Source organism: Tolypothrix campylonemoides VB511288_2 (assembly GCF_045999855.1).
In the GTDB taxonomy this organism is placed as follows: Bacteria; Cyanobacteriota; Cyanobacteriia; order Cyanobacteriales; family Nostocaceae; genus Scytonema; species Scytonema bouteillei_A.
The window spans coordinates 601,711-624,947 of the sequence record NZ_JBFPMW010000005.1 but is presented as its reverse complement, the minus strand read 5'-3'; the positions used below and the strand labels follow the sequence as shown (position 1 = coordinate 624,947).

At 40.8% G+C, this 23,237-nt stretch carries 19 protein-coding genes; 7 read left to right on the top strand and 12 right to left on the bottom strand.

The window, feature by feature from the left end:
- Positions 1-482: 482 nt before the first annotated feature.
- From AB0756_RS19115 to AB0756_RS19095, 5 genes are all read right to left on the bottom strand, one after another.
- The gene (locus AB0756_RS19115; protein WP_050045904.1) at positions 483-2,090 is read right to left on the bottom strand and encodes a DHA2 family efflux MFS transporter permease subunit; all 1,608 of its coding nucleotides are present in this window, start codon (positions 2,088-2,090) and stop codon (positions 483-485) included.
- Positions 2,091-2,122: 32 nt separating this feature from the next.
- Positions 2,123-3,400, bottom strand: coding sequence for an MFS transporter (locus tag AB0756_RS19110; protein ID WP_038083802.1), 1,278 nt, complete (start codon positions 3,398-3,400; stop codon positions 2,123-2,125).
- A gap of 148 nt (positions 3,401-3,548) precedes the next feature.
- On the bottom strand, positions 3,549-5,066 hold the full coding sequence (locus AB0756_RS19105) for an HlyD family secretion protein (protein WP_137986312.1): 1,518 nt from the start codon (positions 5,064-5,066) through the stop codon (positions 3,549-3,551).
- Between the two features lie 146 nt (positions 5,067-5,212).
- Positions 5,213-5,680 carry a MarR family winged helix-turn-helix transcriptional regulator gene (locus AB0756_RS19100; protein WP_038083798.1) on the bottom strand — a complete coding sequence of 156 codons (468 nt, stop codon included), beginning with the start codon at positions 5,678-5,680 and terminating at the stop codon, positions 5,213-5,215.
- A 73-nt stretch (positions 5,681-5,753) separates the two neighbouring features.
- Complete coding sequence (locus AB0756_RS19095) at positions 5,754-6,668, bottom strand: glycosyltransferase family 2 protein (RefSeq protein WP_038083797.1); 915 nt, start codon at positions 6,666-6,668, stop codon at positions 5,754-5,756.
- Positions 6,669-6,906: 238 nt separating this feature from the next.
- Between AB0756_RS19095 and AB0756_RS19090 the strand changes: the two genes are divergently transcribed.
- From AB0756_RS19090 to AB0756_RS19080, 3 genes are read left to right on the top strand one after another with little or no spacing between them, the layout of a single operon-like run.
- Positions 6,907-8,664: a hypothetical protein gene (locus AB0756_RS19090; protein WP_038083796.1), complete on the top strand. Its 1,758-nt coding sequence runs from the start codon at positions 6,907-6,909 to the stop codon at positions 8,662-8,664.
- A gap of 19 nt (positions 8,665-8,683) precedes the next feature.
- A complete protein-coding gene (locus tag AB0756_RS19085) occupies positions 8,684-9,817 on the top strand; it encodes a TPM domain-containing protein (protein ID WP_137986313.1) in 1,134 nt (377 codons plus the stop codon).
- A gap of 59 nt (positions 9,818-9,876) precedes the next feature.
- Entirely contained in the window at positions 9,877-10,443 is a 567-nt protein-coding gene (locus AB0756_RS19080) for a Uma2 family endonuclease (RefSeq protein WP_038083795.1), read from the top strand.
- Positions 10,444-10,458: 15 nt separating this feature from the next.
- Here the strand turns inward: AB0756_RS19080 and AB0756_RS19075 are convergent, their stop codons facing one another.
- Both AB0756_RS19075 and AB0756_RS19070 read right to left on the bottom strand, forming a co-directional pair.
- Positions 10,459-11,247 carry a hypothetical protein gene (locus AB0756_RS19075; protein ID WP_038083794.1) on the bottom strand — a complete coding sequence of 263 codons (789 nt, stop codon included), beginning with the start codon at positions 11,245-11,247 and terminating at the stop codon, positions 10,459-10,461.
- Between the two features lie 19 nt (positions 11,248-11,266).
- A complete protein-coding gene (locus AB0756_RS19070) occupies positions 11,267-12,997 on the bottom strand; it encodes an ArnT family glycosyltransferase (RefSeq protein WP_050045906.1) in 1,731 nt (576 codons plus the stop codon).
- Positions 12,998-13,114: 117 nt separating this feature from the next.
- On the opposite strand from AB0756_RS19070, the gene AB0756_RS19065 reads away from it, so the two are divergent.
- The 3 genes from AB0756_RS19065 (at position 13,115) to AB0756_RS19055 (ending at position 15,460) form a co-directional block, all read left to right on the top strand.
- The gene (locus tag AB0756_RS19065) at positions 13,115-13,762 is read left to right on the top strand and encodes a class I SAM-dependent methyltransferase (RefSeq protein ID WP_038083792.1); all 648 of its coding nucleotides are present in this window, start codon (positions 13,115-13,117) and stop codon (positions 13,760-13,762) included.
- Between the two features lie 173 nt (positions 13,763-13,935).
- Entirely contained in the window at positions 13,936-14,448 is a 513-nt protein-coding gene (locus AB0756_RS19060; RefSeq protein WP_038083958.1) for a hypothetical protein, read from the top strand.
- A gap of 124 nt (positions 14,449-14,572) precedes the next feature.
- Positions 14,573-15,460, top strand: coding sequence for a hypothetical protein (locus AB0756_RS19055; protein ID WP_038083791.1), 888 nt, complete (start codon positions 14,573-14,575; stop codon positions 15,458-15,460).
- Between the two features lie 122 nt (positions 15,461-15,582).
- Here the strand turns inward: AB0756_RS19055 and AB0756_RS19050 are convergent, their stop codons facing one another.
- Both AB0756_RS19050 and AB0756_RS19045 read right to left on the bottom strand, forming a co-directional pair.
- On the bottom strand, positions 15,583-16,320 hold the full coding sequence (locus AB0756_RS19050) for a hypothetical protein (protein WP_038083790.1): 738 nt from the start codon (positions 16,318-16,320) through the stop codon (positions 15,583-15,585).
- 241 nt (positions 16,321-16,561) lie between these two features.
- Positions 16,562-17,260 (bottom strand): DUF4079 domain-containing protein, encoded by a 699-nt coding sequence (locus AB0756_RS19045; RefSeq protein WP_038083789.1) that lies wholly within the window; start codon positions 17,258-17,260, stop codon positions 16,562-16,564.
- Positions 17,261-17,840: 580 nt separating this feature from the next.
- On the opposite strand from AB0756_RS19045, the gene AB0756_RS19040 reads away from it, so the two are divergent.
- Positions 17,841-20,111, top strand: a complete 2,271-nt coding sequence (locus AB0756_RS19040; RefSeq protein ID WP_038083955.1) for a glycosyltransferase — start codon at positions 17,841-17,843, stop codon at positions 20,109-20,111.
- 96 nt (positions 20,112-20,207) lie between these two features.
- Here the strand turns inward: AB0756_RS19040 and recQ are convergent, their stop codons facing one another.
- From recQ to AB0756_RS19025, 3 genes are all read right to left on the bottom strand, one after another.
- The gene (recQ, locus tag AB0756_RS19035) at positions 20,208-22,364 is read right to left on the bottom strand and encodes a DNA helicase RecQ (protein ID WP_038083788.1); all 2,157 of its coding nucleotides are present in this window, start codon (positions 22,362-22,364) and stop codon (positions 20,208-20,210) included.
- 84 nt (positions 22,365-22,448) lie between these two features.
- The gene (locus AB0756_RS19030) at positions 22,449-22,862 is read right to left on the bottom strand and encodes a type II toxin-antitoxin system PemK/MazF family toxin (protein ID WP_038083786.1); all 414 of its coding nucleotides are present in this window, start codon (positions 22,860-22,862) and stop codon (positions 22,449-22,451) included.
- The gene (locus AB0756_RS19025; protein WP_038083784.1) at positions 22,847-23,128 is read right to left on the bottom strand and encodes a hypothetical protein; all 282 of its coding nucleotides are present in this window, start codon (positions 23,126-23,128) and stop codon (positions 22,847-22,849) included. Before AB0756_RS19025 ends, AB0756_RS19030 begins: the two co-directional genes overlap by 16 nt.
- Positions 23,129-23,237 lie beyond the last annotated feature (109 nt).

Sequence of the window (23,237 nt, the reverse complement as noted above, 5' to 3'; positions counted from 1 at the left end):
TGTAAAAGACACGTAGGGTGGGCATTGCCCACTTTAGAATGCTGAAAATTTTTTATAAATGGCTTAGCATTGCTATAGGATCTAAAAAAGAGATAATAATTGAGCCGAATAGAACTTGCAGCTAGGGAACAGCAAAAAATAAATTATCCCAAATCAGAAATCAACGTGTAGGGGCGCAATGCCTTGCGCCCTTACGATGGGATGATTTTTTTATTGGAAGTCCCCCAGACAAACAAAGCCAAGCTATTAGCTGAAATTACCCAGTTGTTTAAGCTTCACAATCCAAAATCCGTAAATCCAAAATCCGTAAATCCAAAATCGGTCAATCCAAAATCTAAAATCCAAAATCCGTAAATCCAAAATCGGTCAATCTAAAATCTAAAATCTAAAATCCAAAATCGGTCAATCCAAAATCTAAAATCTAAAATCCAAAATCCAAAATCGGTCAATCCAAAATCTAAAATCTAAAATTCAAAATTCTATTAATGCGCTACAGCCCCACCCGTCGGCTTAACTTTTTTAATAAATAAAATCGCAATCCCACTCAACAATAAAGCAATACCAATAAAATAGAAACAATCGTTAAAAGCCATAACAAAAGCTTCACGACGCACAATCTTATCAATGGCAGCTATTGCTTGGTTTTGTGCTGTCTCTAAATCCACACCGCCACGATTGGCAAAATATTGAGCGAGCTGGTTAATTCGCTCTTGAGTTGCAGAACTATATATAGACACCGACTCCCCCAATCTATTGGAATGAAATTGTTCTCTATTAGTTAATAAAGTTGCTAATGCTGCAATTCCTACAGAACCACCTAAATTCCGCATCATATTGAATAAACCACTTGCAGAACCAGCATCTTTAGGGTTTAATCCTGCAGTAGCGATTGAAGTTAACGGTACCATAATCAGTGGTTGTCCCATGGCACGCACAAGTTGCGACCATCGCAATTGATCTAGCCCTGTTTGATAAGTCATCCTAGCGTTCATAAAGACACTTATAGAAAACAAAGCTACACCTACAGCCACCATTAACCGCACATCAATACGTTGCATAAGCTTGGGTATAAAGGGAATAATAAATAATTGAGGAATTCCCGCCCAAATGAGAACTTCACCGATTTGCAGGGCATTGTATCCTTGAATTTGGGCGAGATAGAGTGGCAAAATATAAATTGACCCGTACAATCCCACACCTAAAGAAACATTGACAACACTTGCTAATCCAAAGTTACGATATCGTACCAGTCTTAAATTAATAAACGGTTGTTTGCGAGTTAATTCAATCCAAAAGAATAACGCCACAAAAATTGCTGCTATGATACTTAGGCGGACAATCAAGGCTGAGCTAAACCAATCTTTCCGACTCCCTTCTTCTAGCACAATTTGCAGTGAACCCAAACCAATTGCCATGGAAACAATTCCCAACCAATCACCTTGCTTGAGCAATTGTAGTTGGGGACGTTCTTGTTTAATTCCATACCACACCCCAGCCAGCATTAACAAACCGGGAAAGACATTTATATAAAAGCTATACTGCCAGCTGTAATTTTCTGTTAACCAACCACCTAATGTTGGACCAATAGATGGTGCAAAAACTGCTGTAAGTCCAAAAGCAGCCAGACCGATGGGTTGTTTGGATGGAGGCAAATATGTTAGTACAACGGCCATAGCCGTGGGAATTAACACTCCTCCAGTGAAACCTTGTAAGGCTCGGAAAACAATCATAGAGTTGAGATTCCACGCCCAAGCACAAGTTATGGAAAATAAGATAAATAGGGCAGTGTTAACTAATAAATACCGTCGTAGGGAAAAGACACGAGACAGCCATCCCGTGAGGGGTATCACTACAATTTCTGCCACAAGATACGCCGTAGAAATCCAAGAACCTTCTTCTAGAGTTGCTCCTAAAGTTGCCTGGATTTCTTGTAAAGAAGCATTGGTAATCTGAATATCCAGTACTGCCATAAAAGCACCAAGCATACTGGCTAATACGCCTATCCAGGTTCTTAAGGGGATTTGTTGATTGGAGGGAGATTTGGTAGAACCCCGATTGCCTCCATTGCCAACTGCATTTGTATTAGTCACAGCAGGACTCCAGAGATTTTTTGAAAATTGAATTATTGTTTGGCACTGACTGCAATACCTTTTTCAATAAAAATTGGGTGAACCAATTTCCTTAAAGCGGGTAACTGTTTGGCAAAATATATGGAACCTAAGATACAAACTATACCATCAATAATTAAAGTTGTAGGAGCACCGATTTGACGAGCTAATGCACCTCCTACTAAATTACCAAAGGGGATTGTGCCTAAAAATGACATTGTGTATAAGCTCATGACTCGTCCGCGCATATTTTCCCGAACAATAGTCTGTAGAACTGTGTTGCTACTGGCAATTTGAATAATTGTCCCCAAACCAACGAACAGCATTGTTAGCAACGAAATTGGAAGTATGCGCGAGAAGGCAAAGGCAATTAACCCAATCCCTAAAACAGTCGGACCTAAAACAATCAGTTTTCCAAGCCCTATGACGGTTTTTCGCGTTGCTAGATAAATACCACCACTTAATGCTCCAACTCCCGAACCAGCCATTAAGAAACCTAAAGTTTCTGCACCACCTTTAAGAATTTCTTCTGCAAACACTGGGGCAAGAACAGTATATTGCATTCCAAAAAAGCTGACTAAAGCTGATATTAGTAAAATAGCTCGAATGGGTGGAAAACCAAAAGCATAAGCAAATCCTTCTTTGATTTCTACTAAAGGATTGCCATGAGTTGCCGTCATCCTTAAAGGCTTAATTTTCATTGCCAGTAAAGCTATAATGACTGCAATATAACTCAACCCATCAATGAGAAAACAGTAAGCAGTCCCAACTCTGGCAATTAGCAATCCTCCAATCGCCGGACCAATTAACCTCGCTCCATTAAACATGGTTGAGTTAATGGCAATAGCATTGGCTAAATCGTCTCTACGTTCCACTAACTCCGGTACAAATGCTTGTCTGGCTGGTGCATCAAAGGCATTAATAAATCCTTGAAACAAACTTAGAGCAATAATGTGCCAAATTTGGATAGTACCGGTAAATGCTAAGAGCGCTAATGCCAAAGACTGTATCATTGCCAGTACTTGCGTACCGATGAGAGTGTGATGACGGGAAAAGCGATCGACAAATACCCCACCAAAAGGAGTTAGAAAAAAGCTAGGAATTTGACTGGTAAAGCCGACAACACCTAACATAAAAGCGGAGTTTGTTAGATCGTAAACCAGCCAAATTGTAGCTAGTTGAGTCATCCAAGACCCAATTAAAGAAATGCCTTGTCCGGTAAAAAATAATTGGTAGTTTCTTGACTTTAATGCAGGTGGCAGTAATTTGCCTATGGGCGATCGCGTATTCATACAAGGGTTGTTTTATACCTGTCTTGTCTCTTCATAAATATCATCAGACTCTCACCCTAGCCCCTCCCTAAGGGAAGATATGAATGATGAATGCTGAATGCTCGAACCTTCAATTCATAATTCATAATTCATAATTCATAATTCATAATTATTTCACTGTTACGCTAACGTCTGCAGACATTCCTGGCGTAATTCGTGCTTCATAGCCTTTTATACTTTTTGGCTCGAAAACAATTTTGACAGGAACGCGCTGCACAATTTTAGTAAAGTTACCTGTGGCGTTATCTGGTGGTAAAAGGGCAAATTGAGCACCTGAAGCAGGAGAAATACTATCAACATGACCCACAAAAGTATGATGGGGAAATGCATCTAGCTTAATTTCTACTTCTTGTCCCGGCTTCATGTCTTCTAATTGGGTTTCTTTAAAGTTGGCTACGAGCCAATATTCGTTGCTCACAATCGCCATCAGTGGCGTACCTGCTTGTATCCGGTTCCCAACTTCTACCGTTTTGCGCCCTATGTGTCCGCTCGCAGGAGCCGTGATGTTGGTGTAAGACAGCTGCAATTGAGCATCTTTCAAAGATGCTTCTGTTTGGGCTATGGCTGCTTTTGCGGCTTCAAACTGGCTGCGGTTGACTGTAGTTTGTTTTCCACTTGCAGTCGCTTGTTGCAAGCCTCCCTTCGATGCGGCTAATTTCGCTTGGGCGCTGACAACGCCTTCTTGCGCTTGTGCTAGTTGAGATTGTGCTTTGGCTACGCCAACTCTTGCTGCTGCGAGTCTCGCTTGTGCTTGTTGCACTGCTTGAGTAGCCGCGCTCTTCTGTGCGGAAGCAACATCATAGGCTGCTTTTGCTGTATCTAATTGTTGGCGAGCAATTGCGCCTTGTTGATATAAGGTGTTGTAACGGTTGTAATCAGCTTGGGCTTTCTGTAAATTCGCATCTGCTTGTGCTACCTGTGCTTGGGCTGTGGGAACTCCTGCTTCAGCGACTTTGACTTCTGCTTGTGCTGCAGGAATTCCTGCTTGGGCTTCTTGCACTGCTGCAGTAGCAGTGGAAATCGCTGCTAATGCTCCACTCACATCTCCTTGTGCTTGAGTGGTTTTAGCTGTGGTTGTTTCTGAAGCCAGAGCAATGTTTGCTTGTGCGGCTTCTGCTTGACGGCGGGCATTTTGTAATGCTGCGGTTGCTTGCTGCACTTTGCTCTGATAATCTCGGGGATCGAGTTTTACTAACAATTGTCCCGGTTGCACTAACTGGTTGTCATTCACCAGAACTTGACTGACTGTTCCGGGAATACGACTGCTAACTTGGTGAATGTGTCCTGCTACTTGGGCGTTGTCTGTTTCTTGATGGCTGGACGCATACTGCCACCATCGATAACCAAAACCGCTTGCTGCGATCGCACCCACACCCAATGCTGCCAATATCAATCCCATTGGCTTCTTCTGTTTTGAGTTTTCTGGTGGTTGCGGTACGGTTTCTTGATTTTCTTCTTCTAATGGAGTATTGACACTCTTTTCTGGAATCAGTACTGCGGTTTCTTCATTTGCAGTTTTATCTGCTGTCGCGGCTTCGAGTGTCTCTAGATCTTTGACGAGTTCTGGTTCTAAAACTACTGTTTTATGTCCGTTACGTCTGTTTCCGTTATCGTTTGTGAGTTTCATGATGACTGGGCTTCCCTGATAGATTGAAAGTAAATTTTTGTAAATTGCTTAGAGTACGTAATATTTGCTTAGAGCTTGTTTATTTAGAATACGTAATATCTTAAAAGAAAAATTTAAATCTGGTATCACCCATTCAGGTGATTCTTTTATGAAAGATTGTCAATTGCCTTACTCAGTAATTGGGAAAATAACTCGCGATCGGCGTAGGAAATACCGCGCATCGCTTGCTCGCGAATTTCAACTGCTATAGGTGGTAACACAGTTTCGAGTTCCTTACCTGCGTCGGTTAACCAGATGCGCCAGATGCGGCGATCGCGAGAATCGCGTTCTCGACGAATCAATTTTCTTTCCTCCATTCTATCCAGGACACCAGTTAACGTACCGCCGACTTGTTGTAGTTTATCCCCTATACTAGAAGTCGGTAAACCGTCTTCTTCCCACAGACAACACAGAACAACCCAATGAAAGGGTGTCAAGCCAAACGGTTCCAAATGTTCTGTAAACTTGCGAGCAAGGAGTTGTGAAAGAAGTTTAATGCGGTAGCCCGTGCCATAGGGAGCACGAACTTGCTGCCAAGACGCCAAATCTTGAGAATTATGTGGTTTGGGAACCATACTCAATTATTTAGTGTACGTAATATTATTTTGCCATATTATCATTAATTAGCAAAAGCTAGAAAGAGGATGCTTACCCTTTCCCACTACGCTTGTCAATCATATCAGCCAATAAAGCAAACATACCCAGTTGAGTAGCAGCAACAAAGAGAATCAAAGTACGCTCGGTTAAATCGCGTCTAATAAAGATATCTTGACAAAGTGTAATCAGAAAAGCTGCGAAAAACAACCCAGCAACAGGTAAAAAGACACGTAATGGAGCAAAATACACTCCTACACGCAGAATGAGTTGCACAAAACGTAAAGTATCTTGAACGGGTTTGATCTTGCTCTTACCAACCCGATGATGGTAGTCAATCGGGACATAATGAACGATGTAGTGATTGGTGAGCATCGCCAGTGTAATGGTGGTAGTAAAGCTGAAGGTATCAGGTAGGATATTTAAAAATTCCTCAACAATGCTTTTACGGAACACCCTTAACCCACTATTCAAGTCAGGAATGCTCGTCATGGAAATCCATTCTGCAAAACGGACTAAAAACCACTTTGGGATTTTACGGAGATTTGAGTACGTGACATTGTTCCCTATTCTAGCTCCAACAACCATATCAGCCTGGTTAGTAAGAGCTACTAGTTCTGGAATCCGCTCGTTAGGATAAGTCCCATCAGCATCAGTAATGACAATCAGGGGATACTTAGCTTGACGAATTCCTGATTTTAAAGCTGCACCATACCCCCGATTTCTGATATGTTCTATGATACGAATATCACTGTGGGAGCTTAAAATATCACCAGTCTCATCTGTAGAGCCATCGTTAACCACAATAATTTCGTACTGACAGCGAGCTAAGTTAAGGGTACGGTGCAAATTACTTAATGTTGCTGCAATACTTTTTTCTTCGTTATATACAGGCAGAACAAGCGAAAAAGCTGGACATACAGATTGTGTAACTTGAGAATCTTTACCTATTTGCGTGTCTGACTGCATAATGATTTCTGAAAAGCACTATGTATATAACTTTGTTCATTTAAGCATAGGAAAAGCTAATTCGATAGTCAACAGAAGTATGAAGCCCAGCCCTTAAATTAATTTAGAGAGCTTGAAAGAACTCCAAAAAGCATTGATTTTCCTCTCCAGATTTATCTGTATCTGTTATCTTTTATTAGATCGAGAATGAAACATTTTTTTTTCATCCTTTATCCTTCATCCTTTATCCTTTGCAAAAATGGCAGTGACTGACACGTATTATCCATTTACCGCTTTAACTAAAAAAACGAAAATTTCTACAATTTTTTGGTTGACTCTCAGTATAGCTGTGGCAACTGTTTATAGTGTAATTGCTGTCTTACCAACCTTTCAACATCAATATATCATTCAAGATGATGCCAGACAACATATTTTTTGGATGCAACGATTTATCGATAATCAATTGTTTCCCAAAGATTTAATAGCCGATTATTTTGAATCCATTGCACCACACGGTTACAAAGCTTTTTATCAAATACTAGCAGTAGCAGGCATTAACCCAATTTTAGTTAGCAAGATTTTACCAGTCTTGCTGGGTATTATGACAACTGTGTATTGCTTTGGTATTTGTGTAGAAATCTTGCCAATACCACTCACGGGTTTTCTCGGTACGTTGATACTGAATCAAAGTTTATGGTTGGGAGACGATATCATTTCAGCAACATCTAGAGCTTTTTTATATCCTTTTTTCTTTGCATTGGCTTACTATCTACTAAAACGTTCGTTATTGCCATGCCTTGTATTTCTAGCACTGCTGGGCTTATTTTATCCTGGGTTTGTGCTGATATCTATTGGCGTTTTAATTTTGCCAATTTTTAAGTTTGACAATGGTTTACTGCGATTATCTAGAGAACCTAGCGATTATTGGTTTTGCGGATTGGGGATAGTGGTTGGATTCGGAAGCCTCCTCCCTTATTTTTTGAATGCTTCGCCATTTGGTTCCTTGATCTCTGTGAAAGAAGCCAGAACATTACCGGAGTTTCTTTCATCAGGAAGAATGAGCTTTTTTCATGATGACAATCCATGGCGCTTTTGGTTGAGTGCAAGCCGTGCTGGGTTGAGAATATCGTTTAATCCATCGATAGTTTTTCTAGGAGTGTTTTTACCTCTGTTATTGCGATTGAAATCTCGTTTCCCACTCGCCCAACAGGTAAGTAAGAATATTTATCTACTGATTCATCTAATAATTACTTCCTTATTTTTATTTTTTGCAGCTCATATTCTGCTGTTCAAACTGTATCTTCCAAGCCGATTTACAGTTCATAGTTCTAAAATTGTTCTAGCTTTAACTACTGCGATCGCACTCACGTTAATATTAGATGCCATTCTTACCACAAATCGGAAACGCAAACTTTTAGCAATATTTTTAATATTGATAATCAGTATATTTACTGTTTTTTATCCCAATATTTTCTGGAAAAATAAGTTTCCAACTAAGAGTTATGTAATAGGTCAAACAACAGGGTTATATCAATTTCTTCAACAATCTCCTAAAGATACAATTATCGCATCTTTGGTAGGAGAAGCTAACAACATACCTAGTTTTGCTCAACGTCCTATTCTAGTTGGTAATGAGTATGCAATTGCCTACCATGTTGGTTATTACCGCCAATTTCGTCAGCGATTAGCTGATTTAGTTCGCGCTCATTACAGTTTTGATCTAGCAGATGCCCAAAATTTGATTAAAAAATATGGTGTAGATTTCTTCTTAATAGATACAAGGAAAACAGTGTTTTCTCCCGAATACATAACAAACACAAAATGGTTGCGGCAGTACCTATCACCAAAATTGCCAGATGATATGCTAGCAAAATTGATGAGAGAAACATTAGAGAGTTTGCAAAAAGGAACAGTTCCCGCTTTATCTAAAGTGGTGCAAGATTGTACTGCGTTTAATGCTGGAGAATCAATATTGTTAGACGCGGGATGTGTTGCCAAAAAAAAGAATTCTGATTAATAGCAATTCTATCAAAAAGATGTTTAAAAAAGCTCTGTCGTTAGCTTTAAAGTGTACTTTAATTTGCTTTGTGCTTTGCTGTATTTCTGTACCCGCACAAGCTATTACTATCCGAGAAGTTCCCAACCCTCATTTATACAATCAAGGTTGGGTGACAGATATGGCAAATTTACTCAACCCGGAAACCGAAGAGCAGTTGAATCAAGTTCTATCTGATTTGGAGAAAAAAACGGGAAATGAAATAGCTGTGGTGACAGTCACAGAAACAGCGCCTAGTTCCAGCCCAAAGCAGTTTGCAAGAGACCTTTTTTATCGCTGGGGACTTGGCAAAAACGGAAAAACCTACGGTGTGTTATTTTTAATTTCTAAAAATGACCGCAGAGTAGAAATTAAAACTGGCGTAGGAACTCCATCAGTTTTACCTAACAGGCGTGTTAAGGAAATTATTGAGTTAGAAATCATTCCTCAATTTAAATTAGGGGAATTTTCTTCAGGGATAGTTGCGGGAACACAAGCACTTGTTTCTTCTTTATCAGATCAGAAATCTCTTTATCTGGAGGATATTGCTGAGTACCATCCAGAAGCAATTTTCTTTGGATTGATAGGAGTTGCTGTCATAGGAAGTGCGATCGCGATCGCACTAGCTCTCCGCCATCCTTTACTTGCACCCAATGGTCGTTCTCGGGTGTACAAAACTGAAAAAGATGAAGTAGCAAAATGCACTCAATGCCGACAGCCCATGACAAAAATAGACTCATTATCACTGATTTCTTACCTTAGCAAACCAGAGCAAGCTGCTCAAACATTAGGTAGCGTTAGTTTTGAGGGATGGCGGTGTCCAAAATGTTATCCCAACCCTACTGAAACAGGAGTTCACATACGTGCTTATGCACCTAAGAATCGTCAATTTACTATGTGTCCCACCTGTAAGGAATTGACAGTAGAACGTACATCACAGATTTTGCAAAGAGCCACTACAGCCAACAAAGGTCAAAAAATAGTGACTGAAAAATGCTATTGTTGCGACTATTACAAGGCAGATGTCATAACAATACCTGCAATTAGTTCGGATTACTCTAGTGGTTTTGATGGTGGAGGTGGTAGTTCCGGCGGTGACTCTGGAGGTGGAGGTGGAGATGGCGGTAGCTGGTAGGTAAAATGAGAGCAGATAAATTTCTGTAAGTGAAAGCGTCAGTAACCACAAGGGGTTCCATGCAGTCAGCCACCACCTATCCAGTCCGTTGGACAACTTATGACTTGGAAATTTTTGAGGGCGATCGCGTCAATCGCTACGAAATTATTGACGGAGAATTGTTTGTGACCAGAGCACCCGATTGGAAGCATCAAGCTGTTTGCATCAATATTGGAACTGTACTGAAGCTATGGTCGGATGAGAGTGGTTTGGGTCAACCTGCAGTTACCCCAGGGATTGTTTTTTCAGAATCAGATAATGTCATCCCCGATATTGTTTGGGTAAGTCAGGAACGTTTGGAAAGATTGCTAGATGAAGCAGGACATCTCACAGCTGCGCCGGAGTTGGTCGTTGAAGTTTTATCTCCAGGTAAAGCAAATGAAAGACGGGACAGAGAAGCCAAGCTAAAGTTGTACTCAGTGCAGGGCGTTCATGAATATTGGATTGTGAACCTTAAAGACCAAACAGTTGAGATTTACCGCCGTCAGAATGCGGTGCTAAAGCTTATAGTTACCCTATATCAACAGGATGAGCTAACCAGCCCAATATTACCTGGTTTTAGCTGCTTAGTCAGCAAGTTTTTTTAGTTTTGGCTTTTGTCCTCAGCCCTCAGCTTTTTTTTTCAGTAAGACTCTACTAACAATCAGAATAACAAGAGCGATCGCTAAAACTATTGCCAAATTTCTGACAGTTGCTTTATCCCAATTTTTAACACCAACAGCAACCAATGCCCAAATAGTAACCCCCGTATAAGCGCTGTCTTGATGCTGAATGGCGATCGCTGTAGCAACAACCGCTGCTACTATCAACAAAATCGACGTCCATACTTCCGCAGAAATTCCCCCTCCATCCCAATTTTGGGCATACAAAGCGCAAGCCACATTCACAATTTTAGCTACACTAATCCATCCCAGATAAATACTAATAGGAAAGTGTACGCACCACTTTTTGATACGAGATACAGGATGTTTACCAATGTCCAATTGCACGTAGGCAAAAATTAGGGGTAGCAGAATCCCTAACATTGCGACTGCTGAAAGCAAAAAGAGTCTACCTAGAAAAAGATATACCCAAATACTTTGTGCTAAACTGGCAACGACCAGTAAATAACCTATATTGCGTAAATCTTGGTCTTGTTTTTGATTGGGAAGAAATTGATAAACTGCAAAGGCAAACAAACCTAGATAGATCAAACCCCATATTGCAAAGGCATAGTTAGCAGGAATAATGAGAACATTTTTAAATAATGTATTAGAAATTTCACCAATACTTAGCCCATTGAGTGGAAAGATATTAGAGATAACATTCACTACAAAAGCGGTCAAGATCGCAACTAGTGTAAGAAGTTGACGAAGAAAATCACGGTCTAATCGGAAGTTAGACTGCTGCATAGTTTTGTTTCAACAATAGCTATTTTTCTTTTAGCTTATCTTTATTCAGAAGTTGAATTAGATTTACCTTTTGCACGGTACCCAAAATACGATAAGGCTGAGATACTGAAGTCATATTTTTTGTAGGAATCCAAGCGTAGCTAGCAGCCGGAAGTTCAGAAACTTTTTGTACCTTCTGTCCGTGATGGGGGGTGTAGAAATTAAGCAAAACAGCAATTTTGCCACCCGTTTGGACAAAATGAACGGGTGAAGAAGACAAAACTTGAGCAATCTCAGGTTGACGAATAAAAGATTTCAAATCTGGGTTATAGTCGCCTATGATACCAGTACTACCAGCGACAGCCAAAGTCAACCAAGCAGGAATTAACCACCCTGCGATCCAATAGCGAACTGTGAAATACTTTTGACCGTAATGGTAACGAGCAATCCAAATTGCAGGCAAAATCAGCCAACCCATTCCCAATACCAATACCATAGCAGCGTACTTGCGAACTTCTGCATCACCGATAGTAAAAGCCACAACACCTGCTATTAAGAGTACAACACCCAATCCACCAAAGGTATAACTGAGATTGCGGGCTAGGGAAGAGGGGGGAACTCGGGGTCCCCTCTGGGGATAGGGGGGAAGGGGGAGAGAGGGAGAGGGGGGGATTCTCTGCGTAGTTTGTCTCGTTCCTTTGTCAGGCTCCGTGACTAATCGAAAATTAGTATATCCTTTACCCAACCAATTCAAACCAACAGCAGCCAGTAAAGCGATGAACGGATAGAGGGCGAGACTGTAGTGAGGTAAGCGAGTCGGGAAAAGAGTCAGTTCCACTAATAAAGTGAGAGGAAAACCAACAAGGATGAGATGGTGGCGAGGAACGGGACGGCGCATAACTACGCCCAAGCCCAGAAGACTCACAAAAAACCAGGGAAATGCTCGCACTGGTAAATTCCAGAAATAAAACTCCAACCCGTTATTATTCCGTTCGCCAGAACTTAAATTAATCACAAAATTGATTAATTCTACAAAACTGTTTTTACCATAGTGTTGAAAGTTGAGCCAAAGCCAGATCCCAGTAGGAATTAAACCCACGGTAAATCCCAAGTACAACATTGGGTTGCTCAGATGACGATGTCGGCGATGCTCCCAAATTAGGTAAGGTAGCAAAGCAACGATAGGTAAGACAATCATGAAGCTTCTGACTAAGAAGCCCAAACCAAAACTTAAACCAGCAAGAAAACTCCAACTAAAGCGGGATCGGGGATGTAATTCTGCTTTTAAGAAAGACCAAATAGCCAAAAGTACCAAGAAAATCGTAGGTACATCCGGTGTACCCAAACGACTGTACTGCAACCAGAGGAATTCGACACTTAAAATCGCAGCAGCTAACCAAGCCACTTTTTTCCCTAAGAGAATTTTGCCGATCTCATATAAAAGTAGTACGCTCAGGATTCCCGCGATCGCACTTGGCAATCGCACGCTAGTTTCATGAATTCCGAACAAAGTATAGGCACTGGCTATTAACCAGTAGGGACCTGGGGTTTTGTGGTGGGGCGTTGACCATGGATGTATCCAGTCTCCTGACTCTAGCATGAAACGCGATCGCCAAGCATAAAGCCCTTCATCGTGTGCCATCAAGCTATCTTGTCCTGAGTTCAAGAACAGTAGCGGAAGTGTCCAAATTAACAAGCTTATATAAGGTAAACTCGGTAAAAACTCGATGAAAACCCTCTTTCGAGCAACAGACTGTGTTTTAAATAACATTGAATCAAAATCAGCCAAATCTTTGTTTGGCTCCTTTAGTTTTTGTATCTATTTATAGAATACGTATTGTGGTATCAAAATTGTTCCACACATAATAACTGACTTGAAAAAACATTTATGCCATTAAAACCAGAGCAACGTGACAAGCTAGACAGTACAGATGACAAGCTGTTTTATGAATACCCCCGCTTCGTGACTCACGTGGATGAAGGTTTTATTCAACAGCTGAGTGAGTTGTACCGCGAGCGACTCAAACCCAACACCCGCATCTTTGACATGATGAGTAGTTGGGTCTCCCATCTCCCAGAAGAGATGGAATTTGACCATGTAGAAGGACATGGGCTGAATGCTGAGGAACTACAACGCAATCCACGGTTAAATCATTACTTCGTACAGAATCTCAACGAAAATCCCCAACTTCCTTTACCAGATGCAAATTTTGATGCTGTACTCAACTGTGTTTCCGTCCAGTACTTACAATATCCAGAGGCAATTTTTTCAGAAATTCACCGCATTCTGAAACCGGGTGGTGTAGCAATTGTCAGCTTTTCCAACCGAATGTTTTTCCAAAAAGCAATTCAAGCATGGCGCGAGGGTAATGAAGCGAGTCGCGTTGCACTAGTAAAAAGTTACTTCTCTTCTGTACCGGGCTTTTCCCCTCCAGAAGTGATTGCACGCCAGTCAACAGCTCCCAATCTACTACAGTGGCTCGGTGTTGGAGGGGGAGATCCATTCTACGCTGTCATAGCATATCGCAATAATTAAAAATAAAGGGGTATTGGGTTTTCCCCCAACCCTTAACCCCTAATCCCCAATCCCTCGTTCCTACCTTAGGGTAGTTGTCCTCAAAAGTTATTAGAAAGTAAATTTTTCAGGTAAACACTACAAGAACGCAGATAATTAATTGCTTGTAGGTTAAGCATATGGAGGAGGCAAAGATGATGTTCCCTCGTGTCCGTAGAGTATTAGTTGCTTTATTGTTATGTTTGTTACTATTTACAACGGGGTGTGCAACGAAAGCCCCCGGACGATTCGATCAAGTACAGCAAGAAAGTAGCAAGCAAAAAAGCGGTCAAGCTGTTGCTAAAGAAGCAACTCAAGGTAGCGAATTTAACAAATTCTTCCCATCCGCCGGTGCGGGTTACCAACGAATCTTCACCCAAGAGAAAAAAGGCTTCGCTGAGGCTAAGTTGAAGCAAAACGGTAAAGATATAGCAATGTTAGCTGTTTCTGATACAACGAGTGTTCCTGGTTCGGCTGCTACCTACTCAAATAGCACCACAAAAATAGCCGGTTATCCCGCTCGTCAATTGGGGAATACTCAAACATCAGTATTAGTTAACAATCGCTATCAAGTTAAAGTAATTTCCCGTGACCCGTCATTCACAGCTAGCGATCGCGAAGCATGGATACAAAAGTTTAACCTTGATGGTTTGGCAAAACTGAAATGAGGCTGATGGCTAATAGCTAATGGCTGATGGCTGGTGGCTGATAACTGATGACACTATGAACGATTAGCAATTAGCAATTAGCAATTAGCAATTAACAAAACTACATAACAACAAGGAGTGTTTCGTGGCTAAACCGATTTTTGAACTGGTTGATGAACTACCAACCGGCGGTTTGACAGTGTCAATGTTGAATTCGCTCGATTTCGTGGCTCCGGGTCAATGGCAGAATGTGGTTGGATTTGTCAATACCATCAAAACTGTAACTGGCGAAACTGATGACAGCTTAATTCAAGCGATTGGTGAAAGAGCAATTTATCTCTACAACGATCGCTCTCAAGGATACCAACGCGCAATGTGGCTCTATCAAACTGTTGACAGCACAGATAGAGCCCTTGGTGCAGCAGCATTGGCAAATAAAGTCGGTGAAAAAATTCCTCTTTTTGGTTTTCTCAACAAAGTGACTCCCAAATCTGATAGAGCCCAAACTATTGATTTATGTCTAAAGTTAGTTGCTGAGTTGGTGGCTTTCTGCCAAATTAACGGGATTCCCGGAGATAGTATTGGAGATTTTGTTGCTTCTTTGGGTGAATATAGTGGTGAGTCACTGATTCGCATGGTTGCTTTAGTTTGTGTAGATGGCTTACTACCTCTTGGTCCGGACTTTATTAGTAGTGCATTATCTAGCATTAGCCAAACAAACCCCCAAGAATTGGAACAGAATGCTACTTACCAAAACATTCAAGACGCAATTCCCGGTGGTGATTCTCGCGGAAAACTGAACTTTATTGGAGAAAGCTTTGACTCCGTCAAGGGTTGGATGAGCGGTTTGGTTGCTTCTAATGGCTTGACACCACAAAAGGTTGCTCGCAACTTGCAAAGCTTCCTTGATGTTGCGGATGACAATCTGGACTATTTAGCTGCATTCCTGGATGTTTCAACCAACTACTACGAGCATACAGGGACGCAAACATTAGCACGCCGTCTCATTGAACGAGCATTTGCTGAAATTTAATTCTTCCAAAAAGTCACCTGAAATCAACCCAATGGCTGGTTTTTAAACCCCTGTTAGTTACGTATATTTATACAGGTGATGTGCTTGTTCTTTTTCCGTGAAGGCACGGCAACGCCGTGCCCTTACTTAGGTAATTTGAGTCCTTGTACTATGACAGGCATATGAGGTTCAAAATTCCGGAAATTTTCTAGTTTGTCAAACTTTCCTGTTGTTGAGGCTGTATCGAAGGCAGTTGTCATCACATAAAGGGCTTTACCGTCAAAGGCAACATAACCGCGATGTTCTTCATGAGATCCACCTTGTTTTTTCAGCCCTGCAAATCCATAATACACTCCTTTGAGTTGACCGACTTGTACTGTTTGAGGGGGCTGGGATGAGAAGGTAATTTTGTTACCATACTCTTTGTTACGATCTTTTGCCAAAATACTATAGCGCTCAGAGGTCCAAAGCTTCAGTGCTGAGGTTACCTGGTTTTGGTTCTTCGGGTCTTGGTAATCTATTTTGGAATTTGCTGGAAGACCAGCCTGTACCAACATTTTTTGAAAATTCGGTAGTTTGTCCAAAGTATAAACACCCATCTCAACCGTACCCAAAACTTTTTCTTGCGAAGATACACAGAGTAAAGGTGCAGTTCCCTCACATGGTGAAACACTCCAGCCTGATGGAGCGCTCGTTTTTCCTAAGATTGTCTTCCAGATATTGCTTTGAGTTGCTTGTGAGTTAGCAGCAGTTGCTTGTACAACTGTAGGTTGCTGCAATTTACGATTGGCAGAAAATTTAGAGAAAGCTTGTATCAAGCCAAGTGGTGTTAATACTGAAACGACAAGAGCACCAAAGAGAACGTGATAGAGTCTCAACATAAGTTTTATCAATAGAATTCGTCTTACTATTTTGGATTTAGGATTTTGTATTGAAAAAGCCCGAACTGGGCTTCGTTCCAAGCAACTATCTTTTACCTACCTGTTTCCAAGCGGTATTAGGTAGCAGAAACCATTATCCGCAAGCTTTGTGGATATCTTATGAAGATTCAGCTATTTCTTCTTATGTTCCGATTGGCTATTTGCCGATTTAGAGATTAGTCCCCATTCCTCCCGTCATCAGCTATTTCGGACAGGTTTTATTAGCAAAATCGCACTGATAAATGTAAGGCTCTTGCCAACTTAAAGGAATTTCTAGTAAGTCTCTTGTACCCGTTATACCTTGTCCGATAAACAGTAACAAGGCAACGCAATTTAAAATTGTGTGGACTGTGCGCCAACGATTCGATCTATCTTTATAGATATCAGGAACAATTGCTAAAGAAAAAATCATGAGCAAAGCAGCAGTTATTCCGTAGTAGTAATGAGACCAGTACCATTCATTGTCACGGCGAAAGACTCCATCCTGATAGCCAAGAATAACTATACCCGCACCAGTTAAAGTAGCAAAGACTCCCCGCCATAGTGGTTGCTTGACACGATACAGGAAGACTAAAGAGGTAATTGTAACCGCAAACATTATAAGAATAAAAGCAACTTGGAAAGCATCTTTACTCCACAATTGATTTTTAATAATGTTTTTCCCAATTGGATAAGCAAGCCCTATCAACACCAATCCTACAACTGCGCCTGTCAGCCAATTGCCAAGCTGTCTGTGTTCTACTCCCACTACAGGTGGAATCTTGCTTTTCTGTGAATTTTTGGATTCCAGGCGTCGCTGACGTGTTTGCCATGCAAAGTTAACTACCATGCCAATCAGAGGAAATACGAAAAAGACTGCGATCGCTGGATGGACAAGACCAAGAAAATCTGCTAACTCCATAGAATACCTTTTTACACAAACCTGTTGAGGGCAAACACTCTAATTTCGTTTTTTTTTGCAATCATAAAACACACCCTATTGTGTATTCAGCTACTTTAAGGGGAGCGATGGCAAAGCGTAAGCTACGTAGGGCTTATCGAGTACCGCTCCTCAAATTTCTTGCTAAGCTTACTTTAAACCGTATTTTCAGCAGTTAAATGAATGCAGCCTGAGAATTTTTGAGAAATACTCTAATGCTTTTTCAACCTAGGGCTCTAGCATATCCTTACAATTAATGAATTAGACCAAAAGATTCAAAGAGTGGATTTTTCATAGCGTCCCCATCCTGGTAAGTCATTTATCGATTTTTGTTGCATATTCTTTGTAATTTGTTGTAAAGTATATCAAATATTTACAATTGTATTGCACTCAAGAATTAACCACACTTGACCAAGCGTAAAGTCGTACAAGCTCCAAAACTGTGTTTATGGAAAAAAAAGAAGTTGATTCACAAGTATGGGGACTAACGGGTCACTAGTTACTGGTTGGCGATCGCTTATAATAGGTCACTCCTCACTGGTCATTGTTAGGGTATTTCAAAATGATAATTACAAAATTGAGTAAATACAGCCTCCAACTCGTTCGCCAGAGAGGTTTCCAAATCCACACTGTTACATTTTTTTTATTAAGCATCTTTGTCTTATTTAGTGCTGTCATTGCAGCCTGGTTTGCAGGCGATGAGGTAATCACTCATATTTTTGCCAAGATTTATGAATGGCAAAAGTACCCGCCAACCTGGTTACAAGTACCAATGGTACCAAAGCAGTATTTACTAGCACCCACTGTGTTGCTATTGTTATCTGTTTTGGCGATCGTAAAAATTTCTCCCCAACCTCAAGCTTGGTCTCGAAGGTTTGTGGTAGGAGTTCTGCTGTGCTTGACCTTGCGTTACATTGTGTGGCGCTCGCTTTCCACGCTCAATTTAGCCAATCCCCTCGTAGGCGTTTTTAGCTTGGGGCTATTCTTTTTTGAAATGTTCGCGCTCCTGAATACAATTATTCAGTTGTTTCTAATGCTTAATGTCAAAGATCGCCGTCAGGAAGCAACTAGAAAATCGATCGCTGTTATTCAAGGAATCTTTACACCATCTGTTGATATTTTGATACCAACCTATAATGAACCCGTTTTTATTTTGCGGCGTACAATTATTGGTTGCCAAGCACTAGAATACACTAATAAAAAAATCTATATTCTGGATGATACTAAACGTCCGGAAATGAAAAAATTAGCTGAAGAATTAGGATGTGAATGTATAACACGTTCTGATAATAAATATGCCAAAGCGGGAAATTTAAATCATGCTATAGCTCAAACTGATGGCGAACTCATTGTTGTTTTTGATGCAGATTTTGTACCGACTAAAAATTTTCTTACCCGCACAGTTGGCTTTTTTCAAGATGAAAACACAGCACTCGTGCAAACACCTCAAAGTTTTTATAATGCCGATCCTATATCCCGCAACCTTGGTTTAGAAAATATTCTCACTCCAGACGAAGAAGGATTTTACCGTCAACTTCAACCCATTCGTGATGCAGCAGGGAGCGTAGTTTGTTGTGGGACTTCCTTTATTGTTCGACGCAGCGCATTAGAAAGTGTCGGTGGGTTCGTGACAGATTCCTTAAGCGAAGACTATTTCACGGGAATAAGTCTTTCTGCAAAAGGCTACAATTTAATTTATCTCAACGAACAATTGAGTGCAGGTTTAGCGGCGGAAAACATAAGTGCTTACGTAACTCAGCGAATGCGTTGGGCGCGGGGTACATTGCAAGCATTTTTTATTAAATCCAATCCTTTAACAATTCCCGGACTGACTTTCATTCAACGATTGGGTCATTTGGAAGGATTGTTGAACCATTCTAGCAGTATTGCGCGTGTTTATTTCCTCTTGATACCACTTGCCTATTTATTTTTAGGTGTCATTCCCATTCATGCAACCGCAGTCGAAATTATATATTTCTACTTACCTGTTTATATAATAAATTTTGCAGTTTTTTCTTGGTTGAATTATCGCTCGCGCTCTGCTTTACTATCAGATATTTATTCTCTAATTTTGTGTTTTCCCCTTGCATTAAATCAGATAAAAGTGATGTTGAATCCTTTTGCTAGAGGATTTAAAGTCACGCCAAAAGGAAAAACAATTTATAGATACTACTACAACTGGCAATTGGCAATTCCTCTGATTATTTTATTCATTGCTACCGCCTTTGGCTTGTGTTGCAATTTAACAATGTTTGTGACAGGTAGTTCTTGGACTACAACAGTCCCACCAGAACTAGATTTACAAGTCAAAGGTATCAGCTTGGGTTGGTATTGGAGCGCTTATAATTTAATAACAATTGCTATTTCTCTTCTGGTATTACTGGATGCACCTAAATTAGACACATATGAATGGTTTGATTTAAGACGGGTTCTTCGCTTACATTTTGGAGAGCGAAACCTTTGGGGAGTATCCAGAATGATTTCAGAAGGAGGGATAGAAGTTGCTCTCAATCAGAAACCTCCCTTTGATTTAGTTGAAAATAGACCTGTAAAAGTAGAAATTGTCGAAGAAAACTTACTGCTAGATGCACGAGTTGAGTGGATTGGGTTGAAAAATGAATTTCCGACCGTGAGAGTTAGGTTTGAATCAGTCAGCTTACTCCAACAACGCCGCCTTGTGGAAATGTTATTTTGTCGTCCCGGACAGTGGAAGCGCAACAACGTACCGGGAGAGTTGGGTTCTTTGCTGTTGATATTGAAAATTTTGTTAAGACCGCGCATTCTTTTTAATAGAAAAGTCGATCGCACTCCGCTTGCTGTTGCTAAGATTTGAATCCAGAGAACAGTGATGCTGACGGTAGAGGGAACATCCAAATTTTGAAAAAATACAGGCGATTGGAATTGTAAAGAATATTAATCCAGAATAATATTACCTCTTACCTCTACACCGCCAGGTTATCTTTACAAGACGAATTTCATCAAAACTATAGCGATCGCCAAGATACTCTTTAATAGGTGTTAGAGGAACATCTCCTAAAATTTCCAATACTTGTAAAATTTTTTGCTGCTTCTCTACACTAACCAATAAATTTAAATCTATTGGCTGCTTCTTCTCAATGAGATTGCAAAGGTGATCGATAATGGTTCTTGGGCGAAGGTTGCGTTTTTTCGCAATTTCTGCAACACTCAAACCTTGCTGGTGCAATTGCAATGTTTGTAGTTCTGTCCCTATAGGTAATTCGTCAGACGGTGTAGAATTCAGTTTCTTTTCCAGCAAACCTTGTTTTTGATGGTAAGCACGAATTGCTGCTAGAAATTGGTCTCCGTATTGCGAGACTTTATGACTGGCTACCCCAGAAAGTTTACTAAATTCTAATAAACTTTTAGGTTGGCTCTGTGCCATTAATCTTAATGTAGAGTCAGAAAAGATGACGTAAGGTGCTACAGATTGAGCATCTGCAATTTGTTTGCGAAGCGATCGCAATTTTTGCAACAGTAAATCCACCTCTGCTGCTTTTGCATCCCTATCTGTTAAGGGTACTCTTTGTGCGACTGGAATAGCAACAGTCACTGTTCGCTGTCGGCGCATTATTTCCCAACTTAAGGCATTTAGTTTTAAGACTGCGTAACCATCACTTGTTTGTTCTAAAAAACCTTTATGCAACAAAGAACGCCCTAGCATTCGCCATTCATCTAAACCTCTATCTTTACCAATCCCATAAGTGGAGAGTTTATCGTGTCCGTTTTGGATAATTTTCTGTGTTTTTGCACCTCGCAACACATCTATAATATGACCCATTCCATACTTTTCTTTGCATCGAGCCACACAAGATAAAAATTTCATGGCTTCGATAGTCCAATCTTGCTCTGGCTTGGGATACCGACAGTTATCGCAATTTCCACAATTGCCTGCAAACCTTTCTCCAAAGTAACCCAATTGAATTGTTCGGCGGCAAACTGTTCCTTCAGCATAATCTATCATTTGCCGCAGTTGTTGTTTGGCAATCAATTGTTCTTGAGGGTCGGTTTTTTGATTGATACTCCACTCTATAGTTTTGACATCACTAAAGTTATAAAAAAGCAGACAGCGAGATGTTTCTCCATCTCTTCCCGCCCTACCTGATTCTTGATAATAACTTTCTATGTTGCGGGGTAAATCAAAGTGAACCACAAACCGGACATCTGGTTTATTAATTCCCATCCCAAAGGCAATTGTTGCTACGATAACGCGCACGTCATCGCGAATAAACCGAGTTTGATTTTGATTGCGTTCTTCATCAGTTAATCCAGCATGATATGGTAAGGCAGCAATTTTCTCATGCTGGAGTTTTAGAGTCAGTTCATCAACTTTTTTGCGGGTTAAGCAATAGATGATTCCCGAACCATCTGTTTCTCGAATCAGTTCCAACAATTCTGCGTAAGCAGATTTTGTTTTAGAACGGACTTCGTAGTAAAGGTTGGTGCGGTTAAAGCTAGAAATGTGGATGTTGGGTTGGTTTAACCCTAATTGTTGGATGATATCAGCGCGGACGCGATCGGTTGCTGTCGCAGTTAGGGCGGAGACAGGTATATCTGGGTAGCGTTGGCGTAATAACTTAAGTTGGCGGTACTCCGGGCGAAAGTCATGTCCCCACTCAGAAACACAATGCGCTTCGTCAATTGCAAAGGCAGAAATACCAACTTTGTGATGGACAAGATCGAGTAAAGGCAGAAATCTTTCGCTGACCAGACGTTCTGGCGCAACGTAGAGTAGTTTTATCTTACCTTGGAGCAGGGCTTCTTCACGCGATCGCACCTGATAGGCATTGAGGCTGCTGTTTAGGAAGGTTGCAGAAACACCGTTATTTCGCAATGCTTCCACTTGGTCTTGCATCAAAGCTATAAGTGGCGACACAACAACAGTGACACCTTTTTTCAAGAGTGCGGGAAGTTGAAAACACAACGATTTTCCCCCACCAGTGGGCATAACGATCAGTAAATCCCGATTTAAGAGCGCTTGTTCGATGATTTGCCGTTGTCCGAGGCGGAAGGTGTCATAACCAAAGTGGTGTTTTAGCGCTTGTTCTAAAGTGGGAGACTGATACATAAATCGCTTTCTTACAAAAAAGGCATCTTGCCTGCACGCTAATTGTAACTAATCACAGCCCAGGAAGAGAAGCTACAGTACATATTACCTTGTCTGTGATTTTGGATTTTTGCCTCTTTCCAAAGCTTTTGATGTTGATGGTGAAGGCTCAAACGGCTTTTGAAGGATTTCAATAATTGTCTTAATAACTTCATTCATTTTTTCGTCCTTCAATCTGCCCATTTGCTTAATGACGTTACTTTTGTCAACTGTCGCGATGATATTAGGGCGAATAAAGCAAGGGCTTAAGTTTAGTTTACCAATCCTGAAGTCTTGGTCTTCCAACTTAATTTCATAGTCTCTGCCCGGTTTACTGGTGATAGGACAGACCATGATATTGTTACTATCTGATTCTGCTATTATCAAGGCAGGTCTTCTCTTAGTGGCAGATGCATCTGAAAATGGAAAAGGTACTGAGATAACATCGCCTTTGCCTAAATTTTCTATAGATCCTTCCACGCTTCGTCTTCCTCTGGAGTGAGCCAAACTTTGTTAAGTGATGACTCACTCAACTCAAGAAAATCTTTTACTAGTGTTTGAGAATTGTCGTTATCATCAGACAACAAATTCTTAACTTTTTCTAGTGGGAGTCCAGTTAGCTTTGTTACTAGAGCTAAATCAATACCTTCCCTCAACATATTGAGTGCAACCTGGGTTAATCCCTGCTGCAAACCTTGCTCCCAAGCTTCGCGTAACGTTTTAGGTTGAATTGCAAAGTCATGCATGATTGTCAGTGTATTGCGATATGTTTCAATAATACTTGGTTACTGTGGCGATTAGCTTATTTCCTGTCTCAAACATTTCTTCACGTGTTTAATAGCCGAGCGCACTTGA